This window comes from Enterobacter sp. 200527-13 (assembly GCF_027924865.1).
Classification (GTDB): domain Bacteria; phylum Pseudomonadota; class Gammaproteobacteria; order Enterobacterales; family Enterobacteriaceae; genus Enterobacter; species Enterobacter ludwigii.
This window is the reverse complement of record NZ_BSCM01000002.1, coordinates 96,891-121,729: the sequence shown is the minus strand read 5'-3', so window position 1 is coordinate 121,729 and position 24,839 is coordinate 96,891. Positions and strand designations below refer to the sequence as shown.

General features: G+C 53.6%; 24 protein-coding genes. 13 read left to right on the top strand and 11 right to left on the bottom strand.

All coding sequences use genetic code 11. From position 1 onward, the window contains the following. Positions 1 to 3: 3 nt before the first annotated feature. Positions 4 to 1,014 carry a Holliday junction branch migration DNA helicase RuvB gene (ruvB, locus tag QMG44_RS09820; protein ID WP_014170640.1) on the top strand — a complete coding sequence of 337 codons (1,011 nt, stop codon included), beginning with the start codon at positions 4 to 6 and terminating at the stop codon, positions 1,012 to 1,014. Between the two features lie 39 nt (positions 1,015 to 1,053). Here the strand turns inward: ruvB and znuB are convergent, their stop codons facing one another. Both znuB and znuC read right to left on the bottom strand, forming a co-directional pair. Continuing rightward, on the bottom strand, positions 1,054 to 1,839 hold the full coding sequence (znuB, locus tag QMG44_RS09815) for a zinc ABC transporter permease subunit ZnuB (protein WP_014170639.1): 786 nt from the start codon (positions 1,837 to 1,839) through the stop codon (positions 1,054 to 1,056). Further along, the gene (znuC, locus tag QMG44_RS09810; protein WP_014170638.1) at positions 1,836 to 2,591 is read right to left on the bottom strand and encodes a zinc ABC transporter ATP-binding protein ZnuC; all 756 of its coding nucleotides are present in this window, start codon (positions 2,589 to 2,591) and stop codon (positions 1,836 to 1,838) included. The genes znuB and znuC overlap by 4 nt, the downstream gene beginning before the upstream one ends. A gap of 77 nt (positions 2,592 to 2,668) precedes the next feature. On the opposite strand from znuC, the gene znuA reads away from it, so the two are divergent. The 3 genes from znuA (at position 2,669) to lpxM (ending at position 6,039) form a co-directional block, all read left to right on the top strand. Then, complete coding sequence (znuA, locus tag QMG44_RS09805) at positions 2,669 to 3,613, top strand: zinc ABC transporter substrate-binding protein ZnuA (RefSeq protein ID WP_123266850.1); 945 nt, start codon at positions 2,669 to 2,671, stop codon at positions 3,611 to 3,613. A 15-nt stretch (positions 3,614 to 3,628) separates the two neighbouring features. Then, positions 3,629 to 4,948, top strand: coding sequence for a murein DD-endopeptidase MepM (gene mepM / locus QMG44_RS09800; protein WP_086532362.1), 1,320 nt, complete (start codon positions 3,629 to 3,631; stop codon positions 4,946 to 4,948). 119 nt (positions 4,949 to 5,067) lie between these two features. Next, complete coding sequence (lpxM, locus tag QMG44_RS09795) at positions 5,068 to 6,039, top strand: lauroyl-Kdo(2)-lipid IV(A) myristoyltransferase (RefSeq protein ID WP_086532363.1); 972 nt, start codon at positions 5,068 to 5,070, stop codon at positions 6,037 to 6,039. Between the two features lie 55 nt (positions 6,040 to 6,094). On the opposite strand, the gene pyk is transcribed toward lpxM, so the two are convergent. Beyond that, complete coding sequence (gene pyk, locus QMG44_RS09790; RefSeq protein ID WP_020883399.1) at positions 6,095 to 7,537, bottom strand: pyruvate kinase; 1,443 nt, start codon at positions 7,535 to 7,537, stop codon at positions 6,095 to 6,097. A 124-nt stretch (positions 7,538 to 7,661) separates the two neighbouring features. Further along, entirely contained in the window at positions 7,662 to 8,531 is an 870-nt protein-coding gene (locus QMG44_RS09785; RefSeq protein ID WP_025203851.1) for a MurR/RpiR family transcriptional regulator, read from the bottom strand. Positions 8,532 to 8,888: 357 nt separating this feature from the next. On the opposite strand from QMG44_RS09785, the gene zwf reads away from it, so the two are divergent. The 3 genes from zwf (at position 8,889) to kdgA (ending at position 13,091) form a co-directional block, all read left to right on the top strand. Beyond that, entirely contained in the window at positions 8,889 to 10,364 is a 1,476-nt protein-coding gene (gene zwf / locus QMG44_RS09780; protein ID WP_020883401.1) for a glucose-6-phosphate dehydrogenase, read from the top strand. 234 nt (positions 10,365 to 10,598) lie between these two features. Then, a complete protein-coding gene (gene edd / locus QMG44_RS09775; protein ID WP_014170631.1) occupies positions 10,599 to 12,410 on the top strand; it encodes a phosphogluconate dehydratase in 1,812 nt (603 codons plus the stop codon). Between the two features lie 39 nt (positions 12,411 to 12,449). Continuing rightward, the gene (gene kdgA, locus QMG44_RS09770; protein WP_086532364.1) at positions 12,450 to 13,091 is read left to right on the top strand and encodes a bifunctional 4-hydroxy-2-oxoglutarate aldolase/2-dehydro-3-deoxy-phosphogluconate aldolase; all 642 of its coding nucleotides are present in this window, start codon (positions 12,450 to 12,452) and stop codon (positions 13,089 to 13,091) included. A 40-nt stretch (positions 13,092 to 13,131) separates the two neighbouring features. Here the strand turns inward: kdgA and purT are convergent, their stop codons facing one another. Continuing rightward, positions 13,132 to 14,310 (bottom strand): formate-dependent phosphoribosylglycinamide formyltransferase, encoded by a 1,179-nt coding sequence (gene purT / locus QMG44_RS09765; protein ID WP_032680777.1) that lies wholly within the window; start codon positions 14,308 to 14,310, stop codon positions 13,132 to 13,134. 170 nt (positions 14,311 to 14,480) lie between these two features. Here purT and QMG44_RS09760 point away from each other — a divergent pair, with 170 nt between their 5' ends. Continuing rightward, positions 14,481 to 15,131: a tellurite resistance TerB family protein gene (locus QMG44_RS09760; protein ID WP_086532365.1), complete on the top strand. Its 651-nt coding sequence runs from the start codon at positions 14,481 to 14,483 to the stop codon at positions 15,129 to 15,131. A gap of 85 nt (positions 15,132 to 15,216) precedes the next feature. Continuing rightward, positions 15,217 to 17,277, top strand: coding sequence for an oligopeptidase B (gene ptrB / locus QMG44_RS09755; protein WP_086532366.1), 2,061 nt, complete (start codon positions 15,217 to 15,219; stop codon positions 17,275 to 17,277). Here the strand turns inward: ptrB and exoX are convergent. The 3 genes from exoX to QMG44_RS09740 all read right to left on the bottom strand — a co-directional run bounded on the left by exoX (position 17,274) and on the right by QMG44_RS09740 (position 18,951). After that, positions 17,274 to 17,936, bottom strand: a complete 663-nt coding sequence (gene exoX, locus QMG44_RS09750) for an exodeoxyribonuclease X (RefSeq protein ID WP_014170626.1) — start codon at positions 17,934 to 17,936, stop codon at positions 17,274 to 17,276. The two genes, ptrB and exoX, sit on opposite strands and share 4 nt — an antisense overlap. Before the next feature lie 24 nt (positions 17,937 to 17,960). Next, the gene (locus QMG44_RS09745) at positions 17,961 to 18,611 is read right to left on the bottom strand and encodes a carbon-nitrogen hydrolase family protein (RefSeq protein WP_078774484.1); all 651 of its coding nucleotides are present in this window, start codon (positions 18,609 to 18,611) and stop codon (positions 17,961 to 17,963) included. 109 nt (positions 18,612 to 18,720) lie between these two features. Further along, positions 18,721 to 18,951, bottom strand: a complete 231-nt coding sequence (locus QMG44_RS09740) for a DNA polymerase III subunit theta (protein WP_013096102.1) — start codon at positions 18,949 to 18,951, stop codon at positions 18,721 to 18,723. 137 nt (positions 18,952 to 19,088) lie between these two features. Here QMG44_RS09740 and yobA point away from each other — a divergent pair, with 137 nt between their 5' ends. The 3 genes from yobA to QMG44_RS09725 are packed head-to-tail and all read left to right on the top strand — an operon-like array spanning position 19,089 to position 20,686. Beyond that, a complete protein-coding gene (yobA, locus tag QMG44_RS09735) occupies positions 19,089 to 19,460 on the top strand; it encodes a CopC domain-containing protein YobA (RefSeq protein ID WP_020883407.1) in 372 nt (123 codons plus the stop codon). Between the two features lies 1 nt (position 19,461). Then, positions 19,462 to 20,331, top strand: a complete 870-nt coding sequence (copD, locus tag QMG44_RS09730; protein WP_086532367.1) for a copper homeostasis membrane protein CopD — start codon at positions 19,462 to 19,464, stop codon at positions 20,329 to 20,331. A gap of 16 nt (positions 20,332 to 20,347) precedes the next feature. After that, a complete protein-coding gene (locus QMG44_RS09725; RefSeq protein ID WP_014170622.1) occupies positions 20,348 to 20,686 on the top strand; it encodes a YebY family protein in 339 nt (112 codons plus the stop codon). A 689-nt stretch (positions 20,687 to 21,375) separates the two neighbouring features. Here the strand turns inward: QMG44_RS09725 and QMG44_RS09720 are convergent. The 3 genes from QMG44_RS09720 to QMG44_RS09710 form a co-directional block, all read right to left on the bottom strand. After that, complete coding sequence (locus QMG44_RS09720; protein ID WP_047356859.1) at positions 21,376 to 22,242, bottom strand: benzoate transporter; 867 nt, start codon at positions 22,240 to 22,242, stop codon at positions 21,376 to 21,378. A gap of 65 nt (positions 22,243 to 22,307) precedes the next feature. Beyond that, the gene (locus tag QMG44_RS09715) at positions 22,308 to 22,511 is read right to left on the bottom strand and encodes a hypothetical protein (RefSeq protein ID WP_230684199.1); all 204 of its coding nucleotides are present in this window, start codon (positions 22,509 to 22,511) and stop codon (positions 22,308 to 22,310) included. Positions 22,512 to 23,061: 550 nt separating this feature from the next. After that, positions 23,062 to 24,003 (bottom strand): VirK/YbjX family protein, encoded by a 942-nt coding sequence (locus QMG44_RS09710; RefSeq protein ID WP_020883410.1) that lies wholly within the window; start codon positions 24,001 to 24,003, stop codon positions 23,062 to 23,064. Between the two features lie 167 nt (positions 24,004 to 24,170). Between QMG44_RS09710 and pphA the strand changes: the two genes are divergently transcribed. Next, the gene (pphA, locus tag QMG44_RS09705) at positions 24,171 to 24,815 is read left to right on the top strand and encodes a protein-serine/threonine phosphatase (RefSeq protein ID WP_020883411.1); all 645 of its coding nucleotides are present in this window, start codon (positions 24,171 to 24,173) and stop codon (positions 24,813 to 24,815) included. Positions 24,816 to 24,839: the final 24 nt, after the last annotated feature.

Below are 24,839 nucleotides of genomic sequence, written 5' to 3'. Positions count from 1 at the left end.
AGGATGATTGAAGCAGATCGCCTGGTATCGGCAGGCACCCTTCAGGCAGAAGACGTGGTGGATCGCGCCATCCGCCCGAAACTGCTTGATGAGTATATTGGCCAGCCGCAGGTTCGTTCTCAGATGGAGATCTTCATCCAGGCGGCAAAACTGCGCGGCGATGCACTCGATCACCTGCTCATTTTTGGCCCCCCCGGTCTGGGGAAAACCACGCTGGCGAACATTGTCGCCAATGAAATGGGCGTTAACCTGCGCACAACCTCTGGCCCGGTGCTGGAAAAAGCGGGCGATCTGGCGGCAATGTTGACCAACCTTGAGCCGCATGACGTGCTGTTTATCGATGAGATCCACCGTCTGTCGCCGGTTGTGGAAGAGGTGCTCTATCCGGCGATGGAAGATTACCAGCTGGACATCATGATCGGTGAAGGTCCGGCAGCACGTTCCATCAAAATCGATCTGCCTCCGTTTACCCTGATTGGCGCGACGACGCGCGCCGGGTCATTGACCTCTCCGCTTCGCGATCGTTTTGGTATCGTTCAGCGTCTGGAGTTCTATCAGGTTGCGGATCTTCAGCATATCGTTGGCCGCAGTGCCCGCTATATGGGGCTGGAGATGAGCGAGGAAGGGGCGTTTGAGGTAGCGAAGCGCTCCCGGGGGACGCCGCGTATTGCGAACCGCCTGTTGCGTCGCGTACGTGACTTTTCCGAAGTAAAGCACGATGGCACGATCTCGGCTGAGATTGCAGCGCAGGCGCTGGATATGCTGAATGTGGATGCTGAAGGCTTTGACTACATGGACCGTAAGCTGTTGCTGGCGGTACTGGATAAGTTCTTTGGCGGTCCGGTCGGACTGGATAACCTGGCGGCAGCGATTGGTGAAGAGCGCGAGACAATTGAAGATGTGCTTGAGCCGTATCTGATCCAGCAGGGTTTCTTGCAACGTACCCCGCGCGGTCGTATGGCAACGGTGCGGGCGTGGAACCATTTTGGTATTACCCCGCCAGCGATGCCGTAGCAGAGGTTCCCTCTCCCGGGTGGGAGAGGGGAGAGGCGATCAGCTTGCAGGCTTCTTCATCATACTGAAGATAAACAGTAGCGCCGCACACAGCACCACAGACGGGCCGGCAGGGGTATCGTAGAACGCCGAGAAGGTTAACCCTCCCGTTACCGCAATCATCCCGATGATAACCGCGACACCGGCCATTTGCTCCGGCGTACGGGCAAAACGACGCGCAGTGGCCGCGGGGATAATCAGCAGGGAAGTGATGATCAGCGCGCCGACGAATTTCATCGCCACACCAATGGTTAACGCCGTCACCAGCATCAGCAACAGCTTCACGCGTTGCAGCTTCACGCCGTCGACAAACGCCAGATCCGGGCTGACGGTCATCGCCAGCAAATTACGCCACTGCCAGAGCAGAATACCCAGCACGACCACCACACCAGCGGCGATGGAGATCAGATCTTCAGGCGTCACGGCCAGCAGGTCACCGAACAGGTAGGCCATCAGATCAACACGAATGTTCGACATCAGGCTCACGACCACCAGACCCAGCGACAGGGCGCTGTGGGCCATAATACCAAGCAGCGTATCGATGGCGAGGTGAGGGCGTTTTTCCAGCCATACCAGCCCTGCGGCCAGCAGCAGCGTAACCACAATCACCGCGTAGAAGGGATTCACGTCCAGTAACAGGCCAAAGGCAACGCCCAGCAGAGACGCGTGCGCCAGCGTATCGCCAAAATAGGACATTCTGCGCCACACCACAAACGAGCCCAGTGGGCCCGCGGCACAGGCAAGCATAATCCCGGCCAGCCAGCCGGGCAATAAAAGTTCAATCATGAGTGTCCATTTCCCCGGCGCAGGACAATTCGTCCCTGTAAATCATGGCGGTGATTGTGATGATGGCGATAAATTCCCAGTTGCTCAGCGCCGCGAGGGCCGAACATGGAGATGAATTCAGGGTGCATTGACACCACTTCCGGCGTGCCGGAACAGCAGATGTGATGGTTAAGGCACAAGACTTCGTCGGTCTTGGCCATCACCAGATGGAGATCGTGGGATACCATCAGCACCGCACAGTTGAGTTCGCGGCGTAGCTGGTCGATTAAATCATAAAGTGCGACCTGACCATTGACGTCCACACCCTGCGTCGGCTCATCCAACACCAGAAGCTGTGGGCTGCTCAACAGGGCGCGGGCAAGCAATACGCGCTGGGTTTCACCGCCGGACAGTTTCTGCAGCGGGGCATCAATCAGATGGCCTGCCTGCACGCGTTTCAGCGCCGGAAGAATATCGGCTTTATGTGTCCCGGGGCGCAGACGCAGGAAGCGGCTAACCGTCAGCGGCAGTGTGGCGTCGAGGTGGAGTTTTTGCGGCACATAGCCGATGCGTAATTTTTCCTCACGGCGGATAACCCCTTCGTCAGGTGTTACCAGACCCAGCACCACGCGCACCAGGGTGGATTTCCCTGCGCCATTGGGGCCGAGCAGCGTCAGAATTTTGCCGGGTTTCAGATCCAGCGACACGTCAGAGAGGACGCGGCGTTGGCCAAATGAGACCGAAATATTGTCGAGAGAAACCAAAGTCGTCATGTCAATTTAAGCTTGCAGAAGTCAACGAATGTTATAATATCACATCCCACGCATTCATTACGATGATTAGTCGCATTATGTTACATAAAAATACGCTTCTTTTCGCAGCATTATCCGCTGCCCTTTGGGGTTCAACAGCACAAGATGTTAACGCTGCTGTTGTCGCTTCGCTTAAACCGCTCGGTTTCATTGCTTCCGCGATTGCAGATGGGGTTACTGACACCCAGGTTCTGCTCCCTGATGGGGCTTCCGAGCATGATTATTCCCTGCGTCCATCTGATGTAAAACGCTTACAAAACGCGGACTTAGTTGTCTGGATTGGTCCAGAGATGGAAGCGTTTATGCAGAAGTCGGCAAAACAGGTGCCGGGCGAAAAACAGGTTGCCATTGCCGAACTCCCGGGCGTGAAACCGTTGCTCATGAAAGGGGCTGACGACGACGATGATGAACATGATGCCGGACACGCCGACGGCGAAAAAGGTGATGGGGATCACCATCACGGCGAGTACAACATGCACCTTTGGCTATCCCCAGAGATAGCGCGGCTTTCGGCGGTTGCAATCCATGACAAATTAGTGGAACTTATGCCGCAAAGTCGAGCCAAACTAGACGCCAACCTGAAGGATTTTGAGGCACAATTAGCCGCAACCGATAAGCAGGTGGGTAATGAGCTCGCACCGTTGAAAGGAAAAGGGTATTTCGTTTTTCATGACGCCTATGGCTACTACGAGAAACACTACGGCCTGACCCCGCTGGGGCACTTTACCGTCAACCCTGAAATTCAACCTGGTGCGCAGCGTTTACATGAAATCAGAACACAGTTGGTTGAGCAGAAAGCGACATGCGTTTTTGCTGAGCCACAGTTCAGGCCAGCGGTCGTAGAAGCCGTGGCCAGGGGAACATCCGTGCGCATGGGAACCCTTGACCCGCTAGGAACGAATATCCAGTTGAGCAAAGCGAGCTATTCGCAGTTTCTCAGCCAACTGGCGAACCAGTATGCGAGCTGCCTGAAAGGAGATTAACGAGGAAGTGAATACGTGCAACAGATAGCCCGCTCTGTCGCCCTGGCATTTAACAATCTGCCTCGACCCCATCGCGTTATGCTGGGGTCTCTTACAGTTCTCACGTTAGCGGTCGCCGTTTGGCGGCCCTATGTTTACCATCCGAGTTCTGCCCCAATCATCAAAACCATCGAGCTTGAGAAGAGCGAGATCCGCTCTCTCCTCCCTGAGGCCAGTGAACCTATCGACCAGGCGGCTCAGGAAGATGAAGCCATCCCGCAGGATGAGCTGGACGATAAAACCGAGAATGAAGCGGGGATCCACGAATATGTCGTTTCGACGGGTGATACGTTAAGCAGCGTTCTGAACCAGTACGGTATCGACATGGGAAACATCAGCCAGCTGGCGGCGGCGGATAAAGATCTTCGTAACCTGAAAATTGGTCAACAGCTCTCCTGGACGTTAACCGCTGATGGCGATCTGCAACGCCTGACCTGGGAAATGTCCCGTCGCGAAACCCGCACCTACGATCGCACTGCAAACGGTTTCAAAATGACCAGTGAAATGCAGAAAGGCGACTGGGTGAACAGCGTGATGAAAGGGACCGTAGGCGCAAGCTTTGTCTCCAGCGCGCGCGATGCGGGGCTGACCAGCGTCGAGATCAGCTCGGTAATCAAAGCCATGCAGTGGCAAATGGACTTCCGCAAACTGAAGAGAGGCGATGAATTCTCCGTTCTCATGTCCCGTGAAATGCTTGACGGCAAGCGTGAGCAGAGCCAACTGGTGGGCGTGCGTCTGCGCTCTGATGGCAAAGATTACTACGCCATTCGTGCTGAAGACGGTAAGTTCTACGACCGCAGCGGTACCGGGCTTGCGAAGGGCTTCCTGCGCTTCCCGACGGCTAAACAATTCCGTGTTTCATCCAACTTTAACCCGCGCCGCCTGAACCCGGTCACCGGGCGTGTTGCGCCGCACCGTGGCGTTGACTTTGCCATGCCGCAGGGGACACCTGTGCTGGCTGTGGGTGATGGCGAAGTGGTTATTGCAAAACGTAGCGGTGCAGCCGGGTATTATGTCGCGGTGCGTCATGGTCGTACCTATACCACCCGCTATATGCACCTGCGTAAGCTGCTGGTTAAGCCGGGACAGAAAGTGAAACGTGGCGACCGTATCGCGCTCTCCGGGAATACCGGGCGCTCTACCGGGCCGCATTTGCACTATGAGGTGTGGATTAACCAACAGGCAGTGAACCCGCTTACGGCGAAACTGCCGCGTACCGAAGGCCTGACAGGTAAAGATCGTTCCGATTACCTGGCGCAGGTGAAAGAGGTGATTCCGCAGCTGCGCTTTGATTAAGCCCTCTGTTTTGTGAAAAAGCCGGCCTCAGTATGTGCCGGCTTTTTGTTTTGTGCGCGAGCGGCTGCCTCGCTACACTATCTGAATGAAATTTTGCGTCACCAGACCCTGGAACCAGCATGGAAACCCAAAAAAACAATATTGAGTACATTCCTGAGTTTGAAAAATCTTTTCGCCACCCGCGCAACTGGAGTGCCTGGCTTGGCGTTTACGCATTTGCGGGGATTGCGATGTTACCTGCCTCGGTTCGCGATCCGGTACTGGGAAAAATAGGCCGCCTGGCGGGCCGGTTTGGTAAAAGTGCCCGTCGCCGTGCGCAGATTAACCTCCTGTACTGTTTCCCGGAGAAGAGTGACGCCGAGCGCGAAACGCTGATTGACGACATGTATACGACCGCGCCTCAGGCCATGGCAATGATGGCCGAACTGGCGCTCAAAGGGCCGGAGAAAGTTCAGACGCGTGTTGACTGGAAAGGGCTGGAAATCATCGAAGAGATGCGCCGCAACAACGAGAAGGTGATTTTCCTCGTTCCTCACGGCTGGGGTGTGGATATTCCTGCAATGCTGATGGCGTCACAGGGGCAGAAAATGGCGGCAATGTTCCATAACCAGGGCAATAAGATCTTTGATTACGTCTGGAACACCGTGCGTCGCCGTTTTGGTGGCCGTCTGCATGCGCGTAATGATGGCATTAAACCGTTTATACAGTCCGTGCGTCAGGGCTACTGGGGTTACTATCTGCCGGATCAGGACCACGGCCCCGAGCACAGTGAGTTTGTGGATTTCTTCGCGACGTATAAAGCCACGTTGCCGGCGATTGGCCGCCTGATGAAAGTCTGCCGTGCGCGCGTCATTCCGCTGTTTCCGGTATACGACGGGAAAACCCATCGCCTGAGCATTGAAGTGCGTCCACCGATGGATGATTTACTGACGGCGGACGATCACACCATTGCGCGTCGAATGAACGAAGAGGTCGAGATTCTGGTGGGACCGCATGCTGAGCAATACACGTGGATACTGAAGTTGCTCAAAACGCGTAAGCCCGGTGAAACAGAGCCGTACAAACGCAAAGAGCTTTTCCCGAAGAAATAAGCAGAAATAAAAAAAGCCCGCTCCGAAAAGAGCGGGCTTTTTAACAGGGGCGTGCTTACTCGACGGTCAATACGCGAGTGGTATTGGTCGAGCCGATGGTGCTCATCACGTCACCCTGAGTCACAATCACGATATCACCGGAGACCAGATAGCCTTTGTCGCGCAGCAGGTTCACGGCGTCGTGGGCAGCTGCGACACCGTCGTTGGTGCTGTCGAAGTGAACCGGCGTGACACCGCGATACAGCGCCGTCAGGTTCAGCGTACGCTCGTGGCGAGACATGGCGAAGATGGGCAGACCGGAACTGATACGGGAGGTCATCAGCGCGGTACGGCCAGATTCGGTCATGGTGATAATCGCCGTTACGCCTTTCAGGTGGTTAGCGGCGTACATGGCAGACATCGCAATCGCTTCTTCCACGTTGTCGAACTGCACGTCCAGACGGTGTTTAGAGACATTGATGCTTGGGATCTTTTCAGCACCCAGGCAAACGCGTGCCATCGCGGCTACGGTTTCAGCAGGGTACTGGCCGGCTGCGGTTTCTGCAGAAAGCATTACGGCATCGGTACCGTCCAGCACGGCGTTAGCCACGTCCATCACCTCTGCACGGGTCGGCATTGGGTTGGTGATCATGGATTCCATCATCTGGGTTGCGGTGATCACGGCGCGGTTAAGCTGACGTGCACGGCGGATCAGGGCTTTCTGGATCCCCACCAGCTCAGGGTCGCCAATTTCCACGCCCAGATCGCCACGAGCAACCATCACCACGTCAGACGCCAGAATCACGTCATCCATCGCGTCCTGATCGCAAACGGCTTCCGCACGTTCCACTTTAGCAACGATTTTGGCATCACAGCCCGCATCACGTGCCAGACGGCGCGCGTAGTTCAGGTCTTCGCCACAGCGCGGGAAGGAGACGGCCAGGTAGTCAACGCCAATCAGCGCAGCGGTCACGATATCCGCTTTGTCTTTATCGGTCAGCGCTTCGGCTGAGAGGCCACCGCCAAGTTTGTTAATGCCTTTGTTGTTTGAGAGCGGGCCGCCGACGGTGACTTCGGTGAACACTTTCATCCCCTGAACTTCCAGCACTTTCAGCTGAACGCGACCGTCATCGAGCAGCAGGATATCGCCAGGCACAACGTCAGCCGGCAGACCTTTATAGTCGATCCCAACTTTTTCTTTATCGCCTTCGCCTTTACCCAGGTTGGCATCGAGCAGGAATTTGTCGCCGATATTGAGGAAGACTTTACCTTCTTTGAAGGTTGAAACACGAATTTTTGGACCCTGCAGGTCCCCGAGGATAGCAACATGACGGCCAAGTTTGGCCGCAATTTCACGCACTTTGTCGGCACGTAATTTATGGTCTTCTGGCGTACCGTGAGAGAAGTTCATACGCACCACGTTGGCACCCGCGGCGATAATTTTCTCGAGATTGTTATCGCGGTCAGTGGCCGGGCCTAAGGTGGTTACGATCTTGGTTCTGCGAAGCCTTCTGGACATGTAATACTCCGTTGACTGAAACAACTTTGGTGTTGCGTGAACATTAAATCGGCCTTCATCTGCTGCAAGGCAACAGAGAGAGGACCGAATGCCGTAAATCGTTACATCGTAGTTATTAAACTATTTAGGGAACATCGCTTTTCATAAGCAATTCTTTATCAAAACGCGATTCCTTAAGCGCTTCCTTGACACGCTTCAAGTTATCTCTGAATTTTGCGCCACGACGGAGGGTGAAACCGGTTGCCAGCACGTCAATCACCGTGAGCTGCGCCAGACGGGAGACCATCGGCATATACATGTCGGTGTCTTCCGGGACGTCAAGGGTGATGGCGAGCGTTGCTTCTCTTGCCAGCGGCGTGCCCGCCGTCGTGAGGGCAATAACCATGGCATCGTTTTCACGCGCCAGTTGCGCCAGCTCCACCTGGCTTTTGGTGCGCCCGGTGTGCGAAATGAGTACCACGACATCATCTTCACTGCAATTCATACAGCTCATGCGTTGCAGGACAATGTCATCGGAATAAATGACCGGGACGTTAAAGCGGAAGAACTTATTCATGGCGTCATGCGCCACGGCCGCCGACGAGCCGAGGCCAAAGAACGCAATGCGCTTGGCCTGGGTCAGTAAATCTACCGCGCGGTTCACGGAATTCATATCCAGGGACTGGCGAACGTGGTCAAGCGTAGCCATGGCCGACTCAAATATTTTTGCCGTATAGGCATCAACACTGTCGTCTTCATCCACATTGCGATTAACATAAGGCGTGCCGTTTGCCAGACTTTGTGCAAGATGCAGTTTAAAATCAGGAAAGCCGCGCGTTTCAAGGCTACGGCAGAAGCGGTTAACCGTCGGTTCGCTGACGCCTGCCTCCTGCGCCAGAGCGGCGATGCTTGAATGAATCGCCTGAGCAGGAGCAGCAAGAATGACTTCGGCCACTTTTCGCTCGGATTTGCTAAGGTGTTCCAGTTGGAACTGGATTTTTTCCAGCATGTTCATTATTAACAGGGCGCTCATGGGTGGAAACGATTTCATTAATTCATGAAATCCTGATTCGATTTAGCCGATATTACCCCTGTGGCTTCCATAAAGGGTAACAGTCGACAAGATAATGTTGTTGTTTTTTTTCATTACTTGATCGGTGTCGGGTTTTGTTATGACCCTGTAGTTCAAAGAATCAACGCTTTTTGCGTGATTCCGCCACCACACGCGTCTGACGGCGAAAAAATCGCGGTATCGCACGCGAGGTTAAGCGCTAATGGTTTCGGGAATGACGTAAAAGCAGTACAGTGCAACGTAATAAAATTACAACGATACCTGGCAGAAGTACCAGGTGATCCAACTGAGGAGAATGACATGGCGGTAACGCAAACAGCCCAGGCATGTGACCTGGTCATTTTCGGCGCGAAAGGCGATCTTGCACGCCGGAAATTGCTGCCTTCCCTGTATCAACTGGAGAAAGCGGGCCAAATTCATCCGGATACGCGTATCCTGGGCGTTGGGCGCGCCGACTGGGACAAGGAAGCTTATACCAAGGTCGTACGCGAGGCGCTCGAAACTTTCATGAAGGAAAAGATTGATGAAAGTTTGTGGGATACCCTGAGCGGACGTCTTGATTTCTGTAACCTGGACGTGAACGACGTCAGCGCGTTTAACCGTTTAGGCGCGATGCTGGATCAGAAAAACCGTGTCACCATTAACTACTTCGCCATGCCGCCAAGCACTTTCGGTGCAATCTGCAAAGGCCTGGGCGAAGCGAAGCTGAACGCTAAACCGGCACGCGTGGTGATGGAGAAACCGCTGGGGACCTCTCTTTCAACCTCCCGCGAAATTAACGACCAGGTCGGCGAGTACTTCGAAGAGTGCCAGGTCTACCGTATCGACCATTATCTTGGTAAAGAGACGGTACTGAACCTGCTGGCGCTGCGTTTTGCCAACTCCCTGTTTGTGAATAACTGGGACAACCGTACCATCGACCATGTGGAAATCACCGTGGCCGAAGAGGTGGGGATTGAAGGCCGCTGGGGTTACTTTGACCAGGCCGGTCAGATGCGCGACATGATCCAGAACCACCTGCTGCAAATCCTTTGCATGATTGCCATGTCTCCACCGTCTGACCTGACGGCGGACAGCATCCGTGATGCTAAAGTGAAAGTGCTGAAGTCGCTGCGTCGCATCGATCGCTCAAACGTGCGTGAGAAAACGGTACGCGGCCAGTACACCGCAGGGTTTGCTCAGGGTAAAAAAGTGCCGGGCTACCTGGAAGAAGAGGGCGCCAACAAGGCGAGCAATACCGAGACGTTTGTGGCGATCCGCGTGGATATCGATGACTGGCGCTGGGCGGGCGTTCCGTTCTACCTGCGTACCGGTAAACGTCTGCCGACCAAATGCTCTGAAGTGGTCGTTTACTTCAAAAACCCTGAACTCAACCTGTTCAAAGAGTCCTGGCAGGAGCTGCCGCAGAACAAACTGACCATTCGTCTGCAGCCAGACGAAGGGGTGGACATCCAGATCCTGAACAAAGTGCCGGGCCTGGATCATAAACATAACCTGCAGACCACCAAGCTGGACCTGAGCTACTCCGAAACATTCAATCAGACGCACCTTGCCGATGCTTACGAGCGTCTGCTGCTGGAAACCATGCGCGGTATCCAGGCGCTGTTCGTGCGTCGCGATGAAGTGGAAGAGGCGTGGAAATGGGTCGACTCCATCACTGAAGCCTGGGCTGCAGATCAGGATGCGCCGAAACCGTATCAGGCGGGCACCTGGGGGCCTGTCGCGTCCGTCGCGATGATCACCCGTGATGGCCGCTCCTGGAATGAGTTTGAGTAAAATAATCAGCTGCCTCTTAGGTGTTATTTTACCGGTAACATGATCTAACACAGCTCGTGGCACAATTTATAAACTTTTAAGCTCCGCGTGGATTCACCCGCGGAGCTTTTTTTATTACACTGCCGGAAGTGATTTTGCCCCTGAGCTCCGGACAGCAAGCGTTTCAGCGTTGTTAATAATCGCCAGCGACTTTGTAAACTCCCGAGCCCGGACAGATAAATTAGAGGAGCTTTTATGAATCCGACATTGTTACGCGTAACACAACGCATTATTGAGCGCTCGAAAGAGACCCGTTCTGCCTACCTCGCCCGGATTGAACAGGCCAAAAGTAATACCGTTCATCGCTCACAACTCGCCTGCGGTAACCTGGCGCACGGTTTCGCCGCCTGCCAGCCCGACGATAAAGCCTCGCTGAAAAGCATGCTGCGTAACAATATCGCCATCATTACCTCCTACAACGACATGCTTTCTGCGCATCAGCCGTACGAAGTGTATCCGGAGATCATCCGTAAAGCGCTGCACAGCGTCAATGCGGTAGGCCAGGTCGCGGGCGGCGTGCCGGCCATGTGCGACGGCGTGACGCAGGGTCAGGATGGGATGGAGCTCTCTCTGCTGAGCCGTGAAGTGATTGCGATGTCGGCCGCAGTGGGTCTGTCTCACAATATGTTTGATGGCGCGCTGTACCTCGGCGTGTGCGATAAAATCGTCCCGGGGCTGGCCATGGCAGCGCTGTCGTTTGGTCATCTGCCTGCGATCTTCGTGCCATCAGGTCCGATGGCAAGCGGCCTGCCAAACAAAGAAAAAGTGCGTATCCGTCAGCTGTATGCGGAAGGTAAAGCAGACCGTCAGGCACTGCTGGAAGCGGAAGCTGCCTCCTACCATGCGCCGGGCACCTGTACCTTCTACGGCACGGCCAACACCAACCAGATGGTGGTGGAATTTATGGGGATGCAGCTTCCTGGGTCCTCTTTCATTCAGCCGGATGCGCCACTGCGTAAGGCCCTGACTGAAGCAGCTGCCCGCCAGGTAACGCGTCTGACCGGTAACGGCAACGCGTGGATGCCGCTGGGTAAAATGGTCGACGAGAAAGTGATCGTCAACGGTATCGTTGCGCTGCTGGCAACCGGCGGTTCAACCAACCACACCATGCATCTGGTGGCGATGGCACGCGCGGCGGGCATCCTGATTAACTGGGATGATTTCTCTGATATCTCGTCTGTGGTGCCACTGATGGCGCGCCTGTACCCGAATGGCCCGGCTGACATCAACCACTTCCAGGCTGCCGGTGGCGTGCCGGTGCTGATGCGCGAGCTGCTGAAAGGCGGTCTGCTGCATGAAGATGTGAACACCGTGGCGGGCTTTGGTCTGCAGCGTTATACCCATGAGCCGTGGCTCAATAACGGTGAGCTTGACTGGCGTGAAGGCGCCACCGCCTCGCTTGACGCACAGGTTATCGCCACCTTTGAACAACCTTTCTCTCGTCACGGCGGCACCAAAGTACTCAGCGGTAACCTGGGGCGTGCGGTGATGAAAACCTCCGCCGTACCGGAAGAGAACCAGATTATCGAAGCGCCGGCCGTGGTGTTTGAAAGCCAGCATGACGTTTTGCCTGCGTTTGATGCCGGTCTGCTCGACAAAGATTGCGTCGTTGTGGTGCGCCATCAGGGGCCAAAAGCGAACGGGATGCCAGAATTACATAAACTTATGCCGCCACTTGGTGTATTATTGGACCGCCGTTTCAAAATTGCGTTAGTGACCGATGGACGCCTCTCTGGCGCATCAGGTAAAGTGCCTTCTGCCATCCACGTGACCCCGGAAGCTTACGACGGCGGTTTGCTGGCGAAAGTTCGTGATGGAGACATGATCCGCGTCAACGGTCAGACAGGTGAGTTAACCCTGCTGGTGGATGACGCTGAACTGGCGGCACGTAAGCCACATATTCCTGACCTGAGCGCATCGCGCGTGGGAACCGGACGCGAAATGTTTGGCGCGCTGCGTGAGAAACTCTCCGGTGCGGAGCAGGGCGCAACCTGTATTACGTTTTAAGACGACTTGATTTTATCGATCTGGCGAGAGAAAACTCTGATGAAAAACTGGAAAACAAGTGCAGAAGCAATCCTGACCACTGGCCCTGTCGTGCCGGTAATCGTGGTGAACAAGCTGGAGCATGCTGTCCCGATGGCGAAAGCCCTGGTCGCGGGTGGTGTTCGTGTTCTGGAAGTGACCCTGCGTACCGCCTGCGCGATGGACGCTATTCGCGCTATCGCCAAAGAAGTGCCGGACGCGATCATCGGTGCGGGTACCGTACTGAACGCACAGCAGCTGGCTGACGTGACCGAAGCGGGCGCGCAGTTCGCTATCAGCCCTGGCCTGACCGAGCCGCTGCTGAAAGCTGCAACCGAAGGCACGATCCCTCTGATCCCGGGTATCAGCACCGTATCTGAACTGATGATGGGTATGGATTACGGCCTGAAAGAGTTCAAATTCTTCCCGGCTGAAGCTAACGGCGGCACCAAAGCGCTGCAGGCTATTGCGGGTCCATTCTCTCATGTTCGCTTCTGCCCGACGGGCGGTATCTCTCCGGCAAACTACCGTGACTACCTGGCGCTGAAAAGTGTCCTGTGCATCGGCGGTTCATGGCTGGTTCCTGCGGATGCGCTGGAAGCAGGCGACTGGGATCGCATCACTAAACTGGCTCGCGAAGCGGTTGAAGGCGCGAAGCAGTAAGCGAAGACAGTATGAAAAACGGGCCTGCTGGCCCGTTTTTTTATCCTGCAACCTTCACGTTCGCGGCGGCTGTTTTGGCTCTTGCCACAGCCTCATCCACGTTTTCACCGGTCGCTAGCGCCACGCCAAGGCGGCGCGTGCCGTCAATCTCCGGTTTCCCGAACAGACGAACCTGCAAGCCTGCACCCATAGCCCCTTCGACGTTATCAAAGGTGACGTTCTGGCTGGTTAATTGCGGCAGGATCACCGCCGAAGCCGCCGGGCCGTACTGACGAATGCCGCCAACGGGCAGGCCGAGGAAGGCGCGCACATGCAGGGCGAATTCAGAAAGGTCCTGCGAAATCAGCGTGACCATCCCGGTATCGTGCGGGCGAGGGGAGACTTCACTGAAAATTACCTCGTCGCCGCAGACAAACAGTTCCACGCCAAACAATCCGTAACCGCCCAGCGCCAGAACCACTTTACGGGCAATTTCCTGCGCACGTGCCAGCGCCAGGTCGCTCATCTGCTGCGGCTGCCAGGATTCACGATAGTCGCCATCTTCCTGACGGTGGCCAATCGGATCGCAGAAATGGACGCCATCAACGGCGCTGACCGTCAGCAGCGTGATTTCGAAATCAAACTTTACGACACCTTCGATAATCACGCGACCGGCACCGGCACGTCCTCCCTGCTGGGCATACTCCCACGCCTTATCCAGAGTGCTGCTGTCGCGGATAAAGCTCTGTCCTTTACCGGAGGAACTCATGACGGGCTTAATGATGCACGGGTAGCCAATTTCGTCGACAGCCTGCAGGAAAGCGGCTTTATCGCCGGCAAAACGGTAGCCTGAGGTAGGTAAGGCCAGCTCTTCAGCCGCCAGACGACGAATGCCTTCGCGGTTCATGGTCAGTTTGGCCGCTTTTGCGCAGGGCACCACGCGCTGGCCTTCCTGCTCAAGGGCGATCAGCGTATCGGTGGCAATGGCTTCAATTTCGGGTACCACGAAATCCGGTTTCTCCTGCGTAATCAGCGTACGCAGGGCATCGCCATCCAGCATATTGATCACATAAGAACGGTGGGCGACATGCATGGCAGGTGCGTCAGCGTAACGATCCACTGCAATGACTTCCACGCCCAAACGCTGGCACTCAATGGCGACCTCTTTACCCAGTTCGCCCGATCCTAACAGCATCACACGCGTCGCCGCAGGTCGCAGCGCGGTTCCTAAACGAGTCATAACAATCCCCCTGAAAAAGTTGCGCGCATTATAAACGTAAACGTTTGCGTCTGTCTTGTTCAGGGCCCGAGAGCGGTTAAGAAATTTGCGCTTCTTTAGCCGTGGCAGACATTTCCTGACGCCTGCTCGCTTACGCTGGGAGACATATTCACCGTTAAGTGAGGGAAACCATGTCAGGCTGGCTAAATCAATTGCAATCCATGTTGGGGCAGAAAACGTCGTCATCCGGCGAGCAGGGGCTGAGCAAACTCCTGGTACCGGGGGCGCTTGGCGGGCTGGCTGGACTGCTGGTTGCCAATAAATCCTCGCGTAAGTTACTGGCAAAGTATGGTACCGGCGCGCTGCTGGCGGGCGGCGGCGCTATTGCGGGTACCGTACTGTGGAACAAATACAAGGACAGAGTGCGGACCGCGCACAGCGACGAACCCCACTTTGGTGAGCAGACCTCGCCGCTGGATCTGCGTACCGAACGGCTCATCCTGGCACTGGTGTTCGCGGCGAAAAGCGACGGGCACATTGATGACCAGGAACGATCGGCGATTGAGCAGCAACTGCGCGAAGCCGGTGTCGAAGAAAAGGGCAGAGCGCTGGTGGCGGAGGCCATCGAACAGCCACTCGAACCGCAGCGTCTGGCGCAAAGCGTGAAAAATGAGGAAGAGGCGCTTGAGCTCTATTTTCTGAGCTGTGCCGCCATCGATATCGATCACTTTATGGAGCGCAGCTATCTCAATGCGCTGGGTGATGCCCTGAAGATCCCACAAGATGTCCGGGACGGGATCGAGAAGGATATTCAGGAGCAAAAACGGGCGTTACAGGGCTAACTGCCACCGTCGCAGCCATGTTTCGCTTGCATCATGCGTGGGTTTTGCCAACCTTATAGAGTGTAAAACTCAAAAGAATGATGACATGCCACCGAAAGCCCGACGTACTCCTTATGCGATCACCACGCATGGCGATACGCGTATAGACAATTATTACTGGCTGCGGGACGACTCCCGTTCCCGGCCAGAAGTGCTCGACTACCTGCACGAGGAAAACGACTATGGCCGCAAGGTCATGTCCAGCCAGCAGGCGTTGCAGGACCAGCTGTTAAATGAAATGGTGCAGCGTATCCCCCAGCGCGATATTTCCGCGCCCTGGACCAAAAATGGCTATCGATATCGCCATATCTACGAACCTGGCAACGAGTACCCTATCTACCAGCGACAGTCGGTGTTATGCGCCGAATGGGATGAGTGGGACATCCTGCTGGATGCCAACCAGCGCGCCGCCCACAGCGAGTTTTATACCCTCGGCGGCATGTCCATCTCCCCCGATAACACCATTATGGCGCTGGCGGAGGATTACCTCTCCCGTCGTCAGTACGGTTTGCGTTTTCGCAACCTGGAAACCGGTAACTGGTATCCGGAAATGCTGGATAACGTTTCGCCGGACTTTGTCTGGGCGAATGATTCCGAAACGGTCTACTACGTCAAAAAGCATGCCTCCACGTTGCTGCCTTACCAGGTGTGGCGCCATACCGTTGGGACGGATTCTGCTGACGACGAACTGGTTTACGAAGAGAAAGACGAAACGTTTTATGTCAGCCTGCACAAAACCTCGTCCCGCCACTATGTGATTATCTTCCTGGCCAGCGCCACAACCTCTGAAGTTCTGCTTCTGGACGCCGAACTACCCGATGCGCAGCCGCTATGCTTCCTGCCGCGGCGCAAAGATCATGAATACAGCCTCGATCACTTCCAGCACAGCTTTTACCTGCGCTCTAATCGGGAGGGTAAAAACTTTGGCCTGTACAAAACCAAAGTACGCGATGAACGTAAGTGGGAAGTGTTAATCCCCGCCCGGGAGCAGGTGATGCTCGAAGGGTTTACGCTGTTCACCGACTGGCTGGTGGTTGAGGAGCGCCAGCGGGGGCTGACCAGCCTGCGGCAAATTAACCGCAAAACGCGGGAAGTGATCGGGATTGCGTTTGACGACCCGGCCTATGTTACGTGGATAGGGTTTAATCCTGAGCCGGAATCGTCGCGTCTGCGCTACGGCTACTCGTCTATGACCACGCCCGATACGCTCTTTGAGCTGGATATGGACACCGGGCAACGTCAGGTGCTTAAACAGTCCGAAGTGAAAGGGTTCGATTCCGACAACTACCGAAGCGAACACCTGTGGGTTACCGCCCGCGATGGCGTCGAGGTGCCGGTCTCGCTTGTTTATCATCGGGCGCATTTCCAGAAAGGTAAGAATCCGATTCTGGTTTACGGCTACGGCTCCTACGGCTCAAGCATGGACGCTGATTTCAGCAGCAGCCGGTTAAGTCTGCTGGATCGCGGTTTTGTGTTCGCCATTGCGCATGTTCGCGGCGGCGGGGAGCTGGGACAGCACTGGTATGAAGACGGGAAATTCCTGAAAAAGAAAAATACTTTCAATGATTATCTCGATGTCTGCGATGCGTTGATTGAGCAGGGCTATGGCGATCCTGAGCTTTGCTTTGGTATGGGCGGCAGCGCGGGAGGATTATTGATGGGGGCTGTCATCAATCAGCGCCCCGATCGCTTTAAAGGGATTATTGCGCAGGTGCCGTTTGTCGATGTGGTAACGACCATGCTGGATGAATCCATCCCGCTGACGACCGGAGAGTTTGAAGAGTGGGGCAACCCGCAGGATGAGATCTACTATCGCTACATGAAAGAGTACAGCCCGTACGACAATGTGGAAGCGAAAGCGTATCCGCACATGCTGGTGACCACCGGGTTGCATGATTCACAGGTGCAATACTGGGAGCCTGCAAAATGGGTGGCGAAACTGCGGGAACTGAAAACCGACGACAACCTGCTGCTGCTGTGCACGGATATGGACTCCGGTCACGGCGGGAAATCGGGACGATTTAAATCTTACGAAGGCGTGGCACTGGAGTATGCGTTTTTGATTGGCCTGGTACAGGAGACGCTGCCAGGCCGTGCGGAGCGTTAAGCTTCGCCAAGATAGTGCTTAAGCGTTAAACGCAGTTCCGGGCTCATCTTATCGAGGTTGTTATAGAGCCAGCGCAGATAGCCCGGATCTTTATCCGCAATATCGGAAACCGCCCGACCGCGGTATTTGCCAAAGGTGAAGGTAGTCAGCAACGCCGGACGCCCGGTAATGGTCGCCATATCATCTGGGGTCCAGCCGGAGTTATTCATAATATCAATGAGTAACGCGGCGGTGATGTAGCAGTCATACAGGGCGCGGTGATGGTGCAGACCCTCCGGCGTTCTGACGCTCAGCTTACGGGATTTGTACAACGCCATATTGCTGTACTTAATCCCAGGCCAGAGACGACGCGCCAGTTTCATCGTGCAAATCCATTCTCCGGGCATGTCGGGGAGCACCCGGCGGTCAAAACTGGCGTTGTGCGCGACGTACCACGGGCTACCGTAATAATGGGGTATCACCTCTTCTATCCACGGTTTGTCCGCCACCATCGATTCTGTAATGCGATGAATAGCCATTGCCTGCGGGCTGATCGGGCGGTCGGGACGTACCAGATGGCTCATTGGGTTGACTATTTTTCCATCAATCACGTCGACAGAAGCCACTTCCACTATTCCGCCCTGAAGATCGCAGGTTTCGGTATCGATGACGCGCAGCATTGAACTCTCCTGAGCCTAAAACGCCTAGCCTAAAGGAATGATATCGCCTTGCCAACCCTGTCTGCCAAGAGATCCGGTCAATAGCAGTTCACCTTTGTCCGCGCGGACGATCAGCTGACCTTTTTCATCCCATAACGCGCTGCCGCCGCGCGCGTTCGCCATTAACACCGCAATGGCATATTTGTGTGCGAATCGCTGCAGGGTACTGATGGATTGCCGCCAGCGGCTATCTCCCACTGACTGGCAGCTGGTAAACAGCGTCGCCTGTGGGTCGAGATTTGGCGAATCAGCATGTGCATCGATGATCGTCAGCTGTTTATCACCCGGGATCAGGCTTGCACCACGACCCTGAGGGTAGCGCAGGATGCTATGGCGAGAAGGGGTAAACAGGGCAAGGCCTTTCTGACGACGGCCATTCACGTCGAGCGGAAGCCCGGCAATAATAGTGATCCGGTATAATTTCGCGGCGTTTAGCAACGGGGCCAGCTGTTTATCATCGGGAGGGGCAGGGAGCGTCGTTGTCCCTGGGCCAGTTAATGAGAGCTCCGGGAATACCAGCAAATCGCACTGCTGTCGTGCCGCTTCGGCAATGAAACGGAGATGGTGCGCGACATGTTCATCTACACTGTGGTGCAGCCCGGCATACTGGGCCGCAGCAATATTCCATTGTGACATCGTGACTTCCTTTACACAGAGTCGCAGTGATTTAAGAATACACCTAATTTAATCAGGGTTTTCTTATCCTGCCATATTCCGCGTAAGGAAGTGTAACGACTCGTTAAGCTTATTTAACTTTAGGTTCGTATGGTAAACGAGAGAGGTTAACTGAGGCGAGACGATGCGCAATTAAGCGTTCGCGAAACCAGTCGCGCAGATGAGCAGGTTGCTCACGTTCAACCACTTCAGCCACGATGGGCATGTTGTAACGCTCTTTAAATGCGACGCCAGCGGCAGCGAGATCGACATTCACTTTATCCATCTCGTCCTGAGGAAGGGCGGCCAGATTGATCTTCATTACCTTCTCCTTTTTAGACGGCGGCAACGTTACCGCGATTGCTCGACGATGACAAGCAGAGGTGGGATGATCCTCGACTCGCTTATTATACAGAGTTATTCTTTGCCATACAGGCATAACAAAAAGGAATGATTGCGATGGGTTTATCCTCTTCCCGCGCGGCAGGCGCACTGGTCTTTCTGGCCTCTTGCGTGATGTCACCCTCCGTGCTGGCGCACGCTCACCTTAAACAACAGACTCCGGCAGCAGATAGCCTCGTGACGGCACCGCGCACGCTGACGCTGACGTTTTCAGAAGGTATTGAGCCCGGTTTTAGCGGTGTGGTGGTGACGGATGCACAAAAGCAGACCATCAGGACCGGTGCCGTTAAACGCGACGAGAAAGACAAGACGCAGCTGAATGTGCCGCTGGATCGCGAGTTGACGCCCGGAACCTACCAGGTTGACTGGCATGTGGTGTCGGTAGACGGCCACAAGACAAAAGGCAGTTATCACTTTAGCGTGAAATAGCATGCTGGCGATGTGCTACGTAGGGCTGCGCTTTCTCCATTTCGGCGCGTTAATGCTTATTTTTGGCAATGCGCTGTATAGCGTCTGGTTTGCTCCTTCCTCTCTGCAACGGCTCATGTCCCGGCGTTTTCAGTCGCAGCAGAGAATGGCGGCGTTAATCAGCCTGGTGACAGCGCTCCTGATGTTTACGCTTCAGGGCGGGTTAATGGGGAATGGCTGGGGCGATGTCGTCAACCCCGACATCTGGCGTAGCGTGCTGGGGACGCAGTTTGGAAGCGTCTGGCTGTGGCAAATTATTCTCGCGGTCCTTACTGCCGGTAAAGCATGGCTGGCACCGCATAAAGGCTCACGGCTGTTACTGCTCGCCATGGGACAGTTCATCCTGCTGGCGGGAGTAGGGCATGCGACAATGAACGAAGGCGCGGTGGGCGCATTACAGCGTCTTAATCACGCTCTTCATGTGTTATGTGCTTCAACCTGGCTTGGCGGATTACTGCCGCTGCTGTTTTGCATGCGTCTGGCGAAAGGGCAGTGGCAGCCTGCCGCAATCTACACCATGATGCGCTTCTCACGCGTGGGGCATTACGCCGTAGCAGGCGTGGTGCTTACCGGCGTTTTCAATGCGCTGTTTATTCTGGGTATCGATATTCCCTGGCAGGCCCGTTATGTGCAATTTTTGTTGTTCAAATGTGCGCTGGTGGCTTTGATGGTGGTAATTGCGCTGGCAAATCGGTATTTTCTGGTGCCACGGTTTCGTGCGCAAAGCGGGCGAGAACAACAAATATTTATCAGAATGACACAAGCAGAAGTGGTGCTGGGTGCGCTGGTGCTGGCTACAGTCAGTCTGTTCGCGACCTGGGAACCCTTCTGACAAGGTTAACTATCCTATGAAAAAGACACTACTTTCTCTCATCTTGCTGGCCTGCACGGGGAGTGCCCTGGCCGCACCACAGGTCATTACCGTCAGCCGTTTTGAAGTGGGTAAGGACAAATGGGCGTTTAATCGTGAAGAGGTGATGCTGACCTGCCGTCCGGGGCACGCCTTGTATGCGATTAACCCAAGCACGCTGGTGCAATACCCTTTAAATGATGTCGCAGAGCAGCAGGTCGCCAGCGGCAAAAGCAGTGGACAGCCAATCAGCGTTATTCAGATTGATGATCCCGCGCATCCGGGGCAGAAGATGAGCCTGGCACCGTTTATCGAGCGTGCAGACACGCTTTGTTAATCTTCGGGTTTCCAATAAAAAACCGCAGATGCTTGCGAAAGCACTGCGGTTTTTCACTTTTAATGATGCTCATACGCTTTTTTTCCGGCCGCTTTAACTGAGGACTGGAAAACCTGGCGTCGTCATCTATTCTTAAAAGGCAAGGCGACTTAGCCTGCATTAATGCCAACTTTTAGCGCACGGCTCTCTCCCAAGAGCCATTTCCCTGGACCGAATACAGGAATCGTATTCGGTCTCTTTTTATCTATTATAAATTTCAGTCACTTACAGCGATCTGCCACCAAAGTACCCTAAAATTGTCCGAACTTGAATATTCGGTATTTCCCGTTATACCACACCGTTTTTAACATTCACAATTCATTTACACGCAAATTTAGGGATCATCACGCACTCTTTTATCCTGCATCCCATTGTGTCCATACGACGACAATCAGTGCTGTTTGCCGCTTGAGTGTATGTCGGGACAGTGGCAATCATGGAAGATCGCTTGCAAATTTGCTTACAGGAACTGGGGTAACGGAGAGGTGTAGCACACATATGCGCGGCCATTAACCGTCAACTGTTGCGGTGCTATATTTTTTATCCGGGAAAGACTACGTTAAGGACAACCGGGAAAGGAGAGGGGGCATGGCATCAATGTTGATATAACCACAACACCCCGTTATGTTTGCTGGAAAGATATGACGTGATTAAAGGATAAAGTCTTTAAACTTATCTTTATTGTCAACGAGATAGGCTGGGAATACGGGTTTTTCTAGCGCCTGCCTGATTAGCTTCCTGTCTCTTCCCCAAATATCTTCTGCATTTTTGAGTACTTTCATAATGTGTTCTGGATTATTGAAATCAGGAGTATTGTATTCCTGATGAGAAATAGTCGCCATCTTCTCAGAAATGCGTTCAGGGGACATTACCCACGAGAAATGCCAGCCACCATTATCGATAGTTTTATTCTTTAATTTAAAAAAGTTCCATTTAAACCACGACCAATTTTTATTTTTACGGGCATGCTTTATATTTCTGAATGATTCAGGTTCACCATCAAAATAATTTAATAAATTTTTATATGTTGTTGCTCTCGGTAACGTGCATTTTCGGGGAGTACCATTAGTATTAAATACTTGCATATTGAACTGATAATTATAAAAATTTTGATGGATAGTCGTGCACAGATGGCGTGGGTTAATCCTGTCGATCACTGCGGGATCAAAAATTTCGTCTACATCAGAAATAAGAATGATATCGTCAGGCTGTGCGTTTACAAGCCCTTGCATAATGCTATTGCGGTGGTGCGATTCTACAGCCCAGGGATCAACTTCATTATCAGTGGTGTATTTTGCACCTGGGATTTTTGTTGGGTCCGTATCGTTTACGACATAAATGATTTTATCGGCGAAACACGTGAACTTCTCGATGTCGAAATTGAGTTTCTTTGGTTTCCCGGTAAAAGTGTATGTTGATTCAACAATAACGAATTTGTCAACGACGTCCGAGAGTGTGTGTAGACGGATGTCTAACAACATATCTTCATCATAATATAAAAAACAATCATAAATCATCATCAATTCCTTAAACTTTTGCACCGGTATCGCGCATTTTTCCTGTCACTTTATTTAATTCGTTTTCATTTAAAACTAAATGAGCGGCCAAAAAACACCCTGTGCATCCCCATTACGCGAGATAACTCACCGCCGGTGTATTTTCGCCAGTGATTGCTTCCTGCAAGCCCGGCAAACTTTGCCATTTGGGTACCCGTAAGACCGAGCGATGACTTGAGTAGAGCAAGGTCTTCCGGCGTAGGTGAGGCATAGTTTTCAATCAGAGGCATAACACACCTGTAAAAGCCGAACGGACATAGTTGGTTATCTAAATATAAGAAAATTAGGGTGGAGACAGCAATTGCATTCGTAAATCAGTATGCAATTATAATCGTATCCCAACGAAATATCAGCAAAGTTTAGACACTTCAGTAATGAATAGCACCAGCATCTCTGTGACGATGATTGTACTACCTTTCGGGAGGTGAGACCCCGTGGCAAGAGGGCACGCTTTCGCAGAACGGTAGCCCCTTCAGGATTTTTCATCAACGAACCAAAACAGAAACAAGCTTAATGTTCAGTCCGTTATTGTAAAATACCTTTGCAACAGCGGCAGAGTGGAGAGTAAATCACATTGAAAAGCGGGGCAAATGAACTGGGAGGAAGGTCAATTTTATCCCACAGATCGTCTGTTCTGGCCGGACGTAACCTCAAGGATCACTTTTTACCTATAAAAATACCCTTCGACCGAATCGACATCAATCACCCGGCAAAACAGCATGCCCTTTTTGCCGGTTTTGTTAAATTTTTGTGCAGAGTTGAAGAAAGCTCTCAGCGCGCTTAAAAGCGTGATTTCACCTCAGCCTCAATGCAGTCAAGCAGTTCAAAGCGACGGCGATATTCCGCCCGTTTTTTACTGGCGATATCTTCCAGGGATTTACGCTCCATCTGTAACGGCAGTTGCCAGCAGAAAGAGGATATTTTTTTACCGTCCAGACTTGCCCAGAATTCGTCATAGCTGGCATGGAAATGACGGCCTTTGCTCAGGCGGTAACGCAGTGCGCGGAAAACGTGTCCCTCATCACCAACAGCAAAAATTGCCCGGACGGATGAATGTGCGGCCAGCTGGAAAACCACTTCCATCAGCACGCGTTTTGGAAACAGGCCATGGCAGGCGCGGGTCGCCAGTTTAATGGCGTCATGCGAGACGTTGCGACGTGGCCCCTGAAGCCCACCAATCACCAGCACTCGCTGCCCGTTACTGCGGGCGACGCTAAACGTCAGGCTTGCGAGCACGGTATTCTCGCTGTCGCGCAGCCACAGCGTGCTTTCACCTTCCCGCTCGGCTTTGCCGGCAGAGGAGGCACTCACGGTATAGGTCGCGTCGTTTTTTGCCTGAAATTGCACTATCGTCTGCTCTTGCGGGCTGGTCAGCGCGTTGGCGAGGGTGATATTTTTCAGGCTATCGACCCAGTGATAATGGCTGATGATAGCGTCAGCCCGATCGCCGGCCGTCAGGCCACGCATCAGATACTGCCTATGGGTTTTACTCGGTAAGGTAATTTGAGAGGCCAGCAGACGGTCAAAATCATCACGTCCTGAGAGCGTTTCCAGCACGCGATGGGTGGAAGACCAGAACAGGAGCGAGCGCAGCAGGAACTTCAGACGATACTCGCGCTTCTGCCAGATTGGACCCGGAACGCGTTTTCCTTTCACCAGCTCGGAAATGATATTTGTGCGATGCGGATAGAACACATCGTTGTGCAGGTGCATATTAGACACGTTAAGACCTCTCGTTTAATTCATGCCTTATTCTAAAGAGTCAGCAAAAAGGGATTAATAGCGCGCGGATCTTTATTTCCATTTGGTTTACCGTTCGTTTGGCTTTGTGAATGCTGCGCGTGTCAGCTGTAATTTCTGCTGCGTCTATACTTAAGCAAGGAGGTTTTATGTATCAGCGAATCGATGGTGGGAAGTGGCGGCATGTCTGGGTTGTCAGCGACATACATGGTTGTTATCAGTGGCTCATGGATGAACTGAAACGCCGGCATTTTAATCCTTATGAGGATTTGCTTATTTCCGTAGGGGATGTAATTGACCGTGGCCCTGATAGTATTAAATGTTTACAGCTCATGAATGAAAAATGGTTTCGTGCAGTACGGGGCAACCATGAACAAATGGCTATCGACAGCCTTGATAATAATGATTTCGCACTCTGGACAATGAATGGCGGAATTTGGTTTACCCGCCTTGAGCACACACAGCAGCAGCTGGCGCTGACGTTACTTAATGCGTGTCGGGAACTGCCGCACATAATCGAGATAACCTGTGCAAACGGTTTGAATGTGATTGCTCACGCTGACTATCCCGCAGCGGAATACCGCTGGCAAAAACCCGTAAGCGCCCAGCACGTACTATGGGATCGCGACCGGCTGATGGGGTTTATGGTCGGGAAAGGGCAGGGGATCGGCGGTGCGGACCATTTCTGGTTCGGACATACGCCACTTGACCGGCGGTATGATTTTAATAACCTGCACTACATTGATACCGGCGCCGTTTTCGATGGTTACTTTACGCTGGCGCAGCTTCAGTAATAAATAACCCGCCTTCGGGCGGGT

Coding starts and splice junctions, on each gene's coding strand:
- ruvB (WP_014170640.1), top strand. CDS start 4: ATGATTGAAGCAGATCGCCTGGTATCGGCAGGCACCCTTCAGGCAGAA.
- znuB (WP_014170639.1), bottom strand. CDS start 1,839: ATGATTGAACTTTTATTGCCCGGCTGGCTGGCCGGGATTATGCTTGCC.
- znuC (WP_014170638.1), bottom strand. CDS start 2,591: ATGACGACTTTGGTTTCTCTCGACAATATTTCGGTCTCATTTGGCCAA.
- znuA (WP_123266850.1), top strand. CDS start 2,669: ATGTTACATAAAAATACGCTTCTTTTCGCAGCATTATCCGCTGCCCTT.
- lpxM (WP_086532363.1), top strand. CDS start 5,068: ATGGAAACCCAAAAAAACAATATTGAGTACATTCCTGAGTTTGAAAAA.
- pyk (WP_020883399.1), bottom strand. CDS start 7,537: ATGTCCAGAAGGCTTCGCAGAACCAAGATCGTAACCACCTTAGGCCCG.
- QMG44_RS09785 (WP_025203851.1), bottom strand. CDS start 8,531: ATGAACATGCTGGAAAAAATCCAGTTCCAACTGGAACACCTTAGCAAA.
- zwf (WP_020883401.1), top strand. CDS start 8,889: ATGGCGGTAACGCAAACAGCCCAGGCATGTGACCTGGTCATTTTCGGC.
- edd (WP_014170631.1), top strand. CDS start 10,599: ATGAATCCGACATTGTTACGCGTAACACAACGCATTATTGAGCGCTCG.
- kdgA (WP_086532364.1), top strand. CDS start 12,450: ATGAAAAACTGGAAAACAAGTGCAGAAGCAATCCTGACCACTGGCCCT.
- purT (WP_032680777.1), bottom strand. CDS start 14,310: ATGACTCGTTTAGGAACCGCGCTGCGACCTGCGGCGACGCGTGTGATG.
- QMG44_RS09760 (WP_086532365.1), top strand. CDS start 14,481: ATGTCAGGCTGGCTAAATCAATTGCAATCCATGTTGGGGCAGAAAACG.
- ptrB (WP_086532366.1), top strand. CDS start 15,217: ATGCCACCGAAAGCCCGACGTACTCCTTATGCGATCACCACGCATGGC.
- exoX (WP_014170626.1), bottom strand. CDS start 17,936: ATGCTGCGCGTCATCGATACCGAAACCTGCGATCTTCAGGGCGGAATA.
- QMG44_RS09745 (WP_078774484.1), bottom strand. CDS start 18,611: ATGTCACAATGGAATATTGCTGCGGCCCAGTATGCCGGGCTGCACCAC.
- QMG44_RS09740 (WP_013096102.1), bottom strand. CDS start 18,951: ATGAAGATCAATCTGGCCGCCCTTCCTCAGGACGAGATGGATAAAGTG.
- yobA (WP_020883407.1), top strand. CDS start 19,089: ATGGGTTTATCCTCTTCCCGCGCGGCAGGCGCACTGGTCTTTCTGGCC.
- copD (WP_086532367.1), top strand. CDS start 19,462: ATGCTGGCGATGTGCTACGTAGGGCTGCGCTTTCTCCATTTCGGCGCG.
- QMG44_RS09725 (WP_014170622.1), top strand. CDS start 20,348: ATGAAAAAGACACTACTTTCTCTCATCTTGCTGGCCTGCACGGGGAGT.
- QMG44_RS09720 (WP_047356859.1), bottom strand. CDS start 22,242: ATGATTTATGATTGTTTTTTATATTATGATGAAGATATGTTGTTAGAC.
- QMG44_RS09715 (WP_230684199.1), bottom strand. CDS start 22,511: ATGCCTCTGATTGAAAACTATGCCTCACCTACGCCGGAAGACCTTGCT.
- pphA (WP_020883411.1), top strand. CDS start 24,171: ATGTATCAGCGAATCGATGGTGGGAAGTGGCGGCATGTCTGGGTTGTC.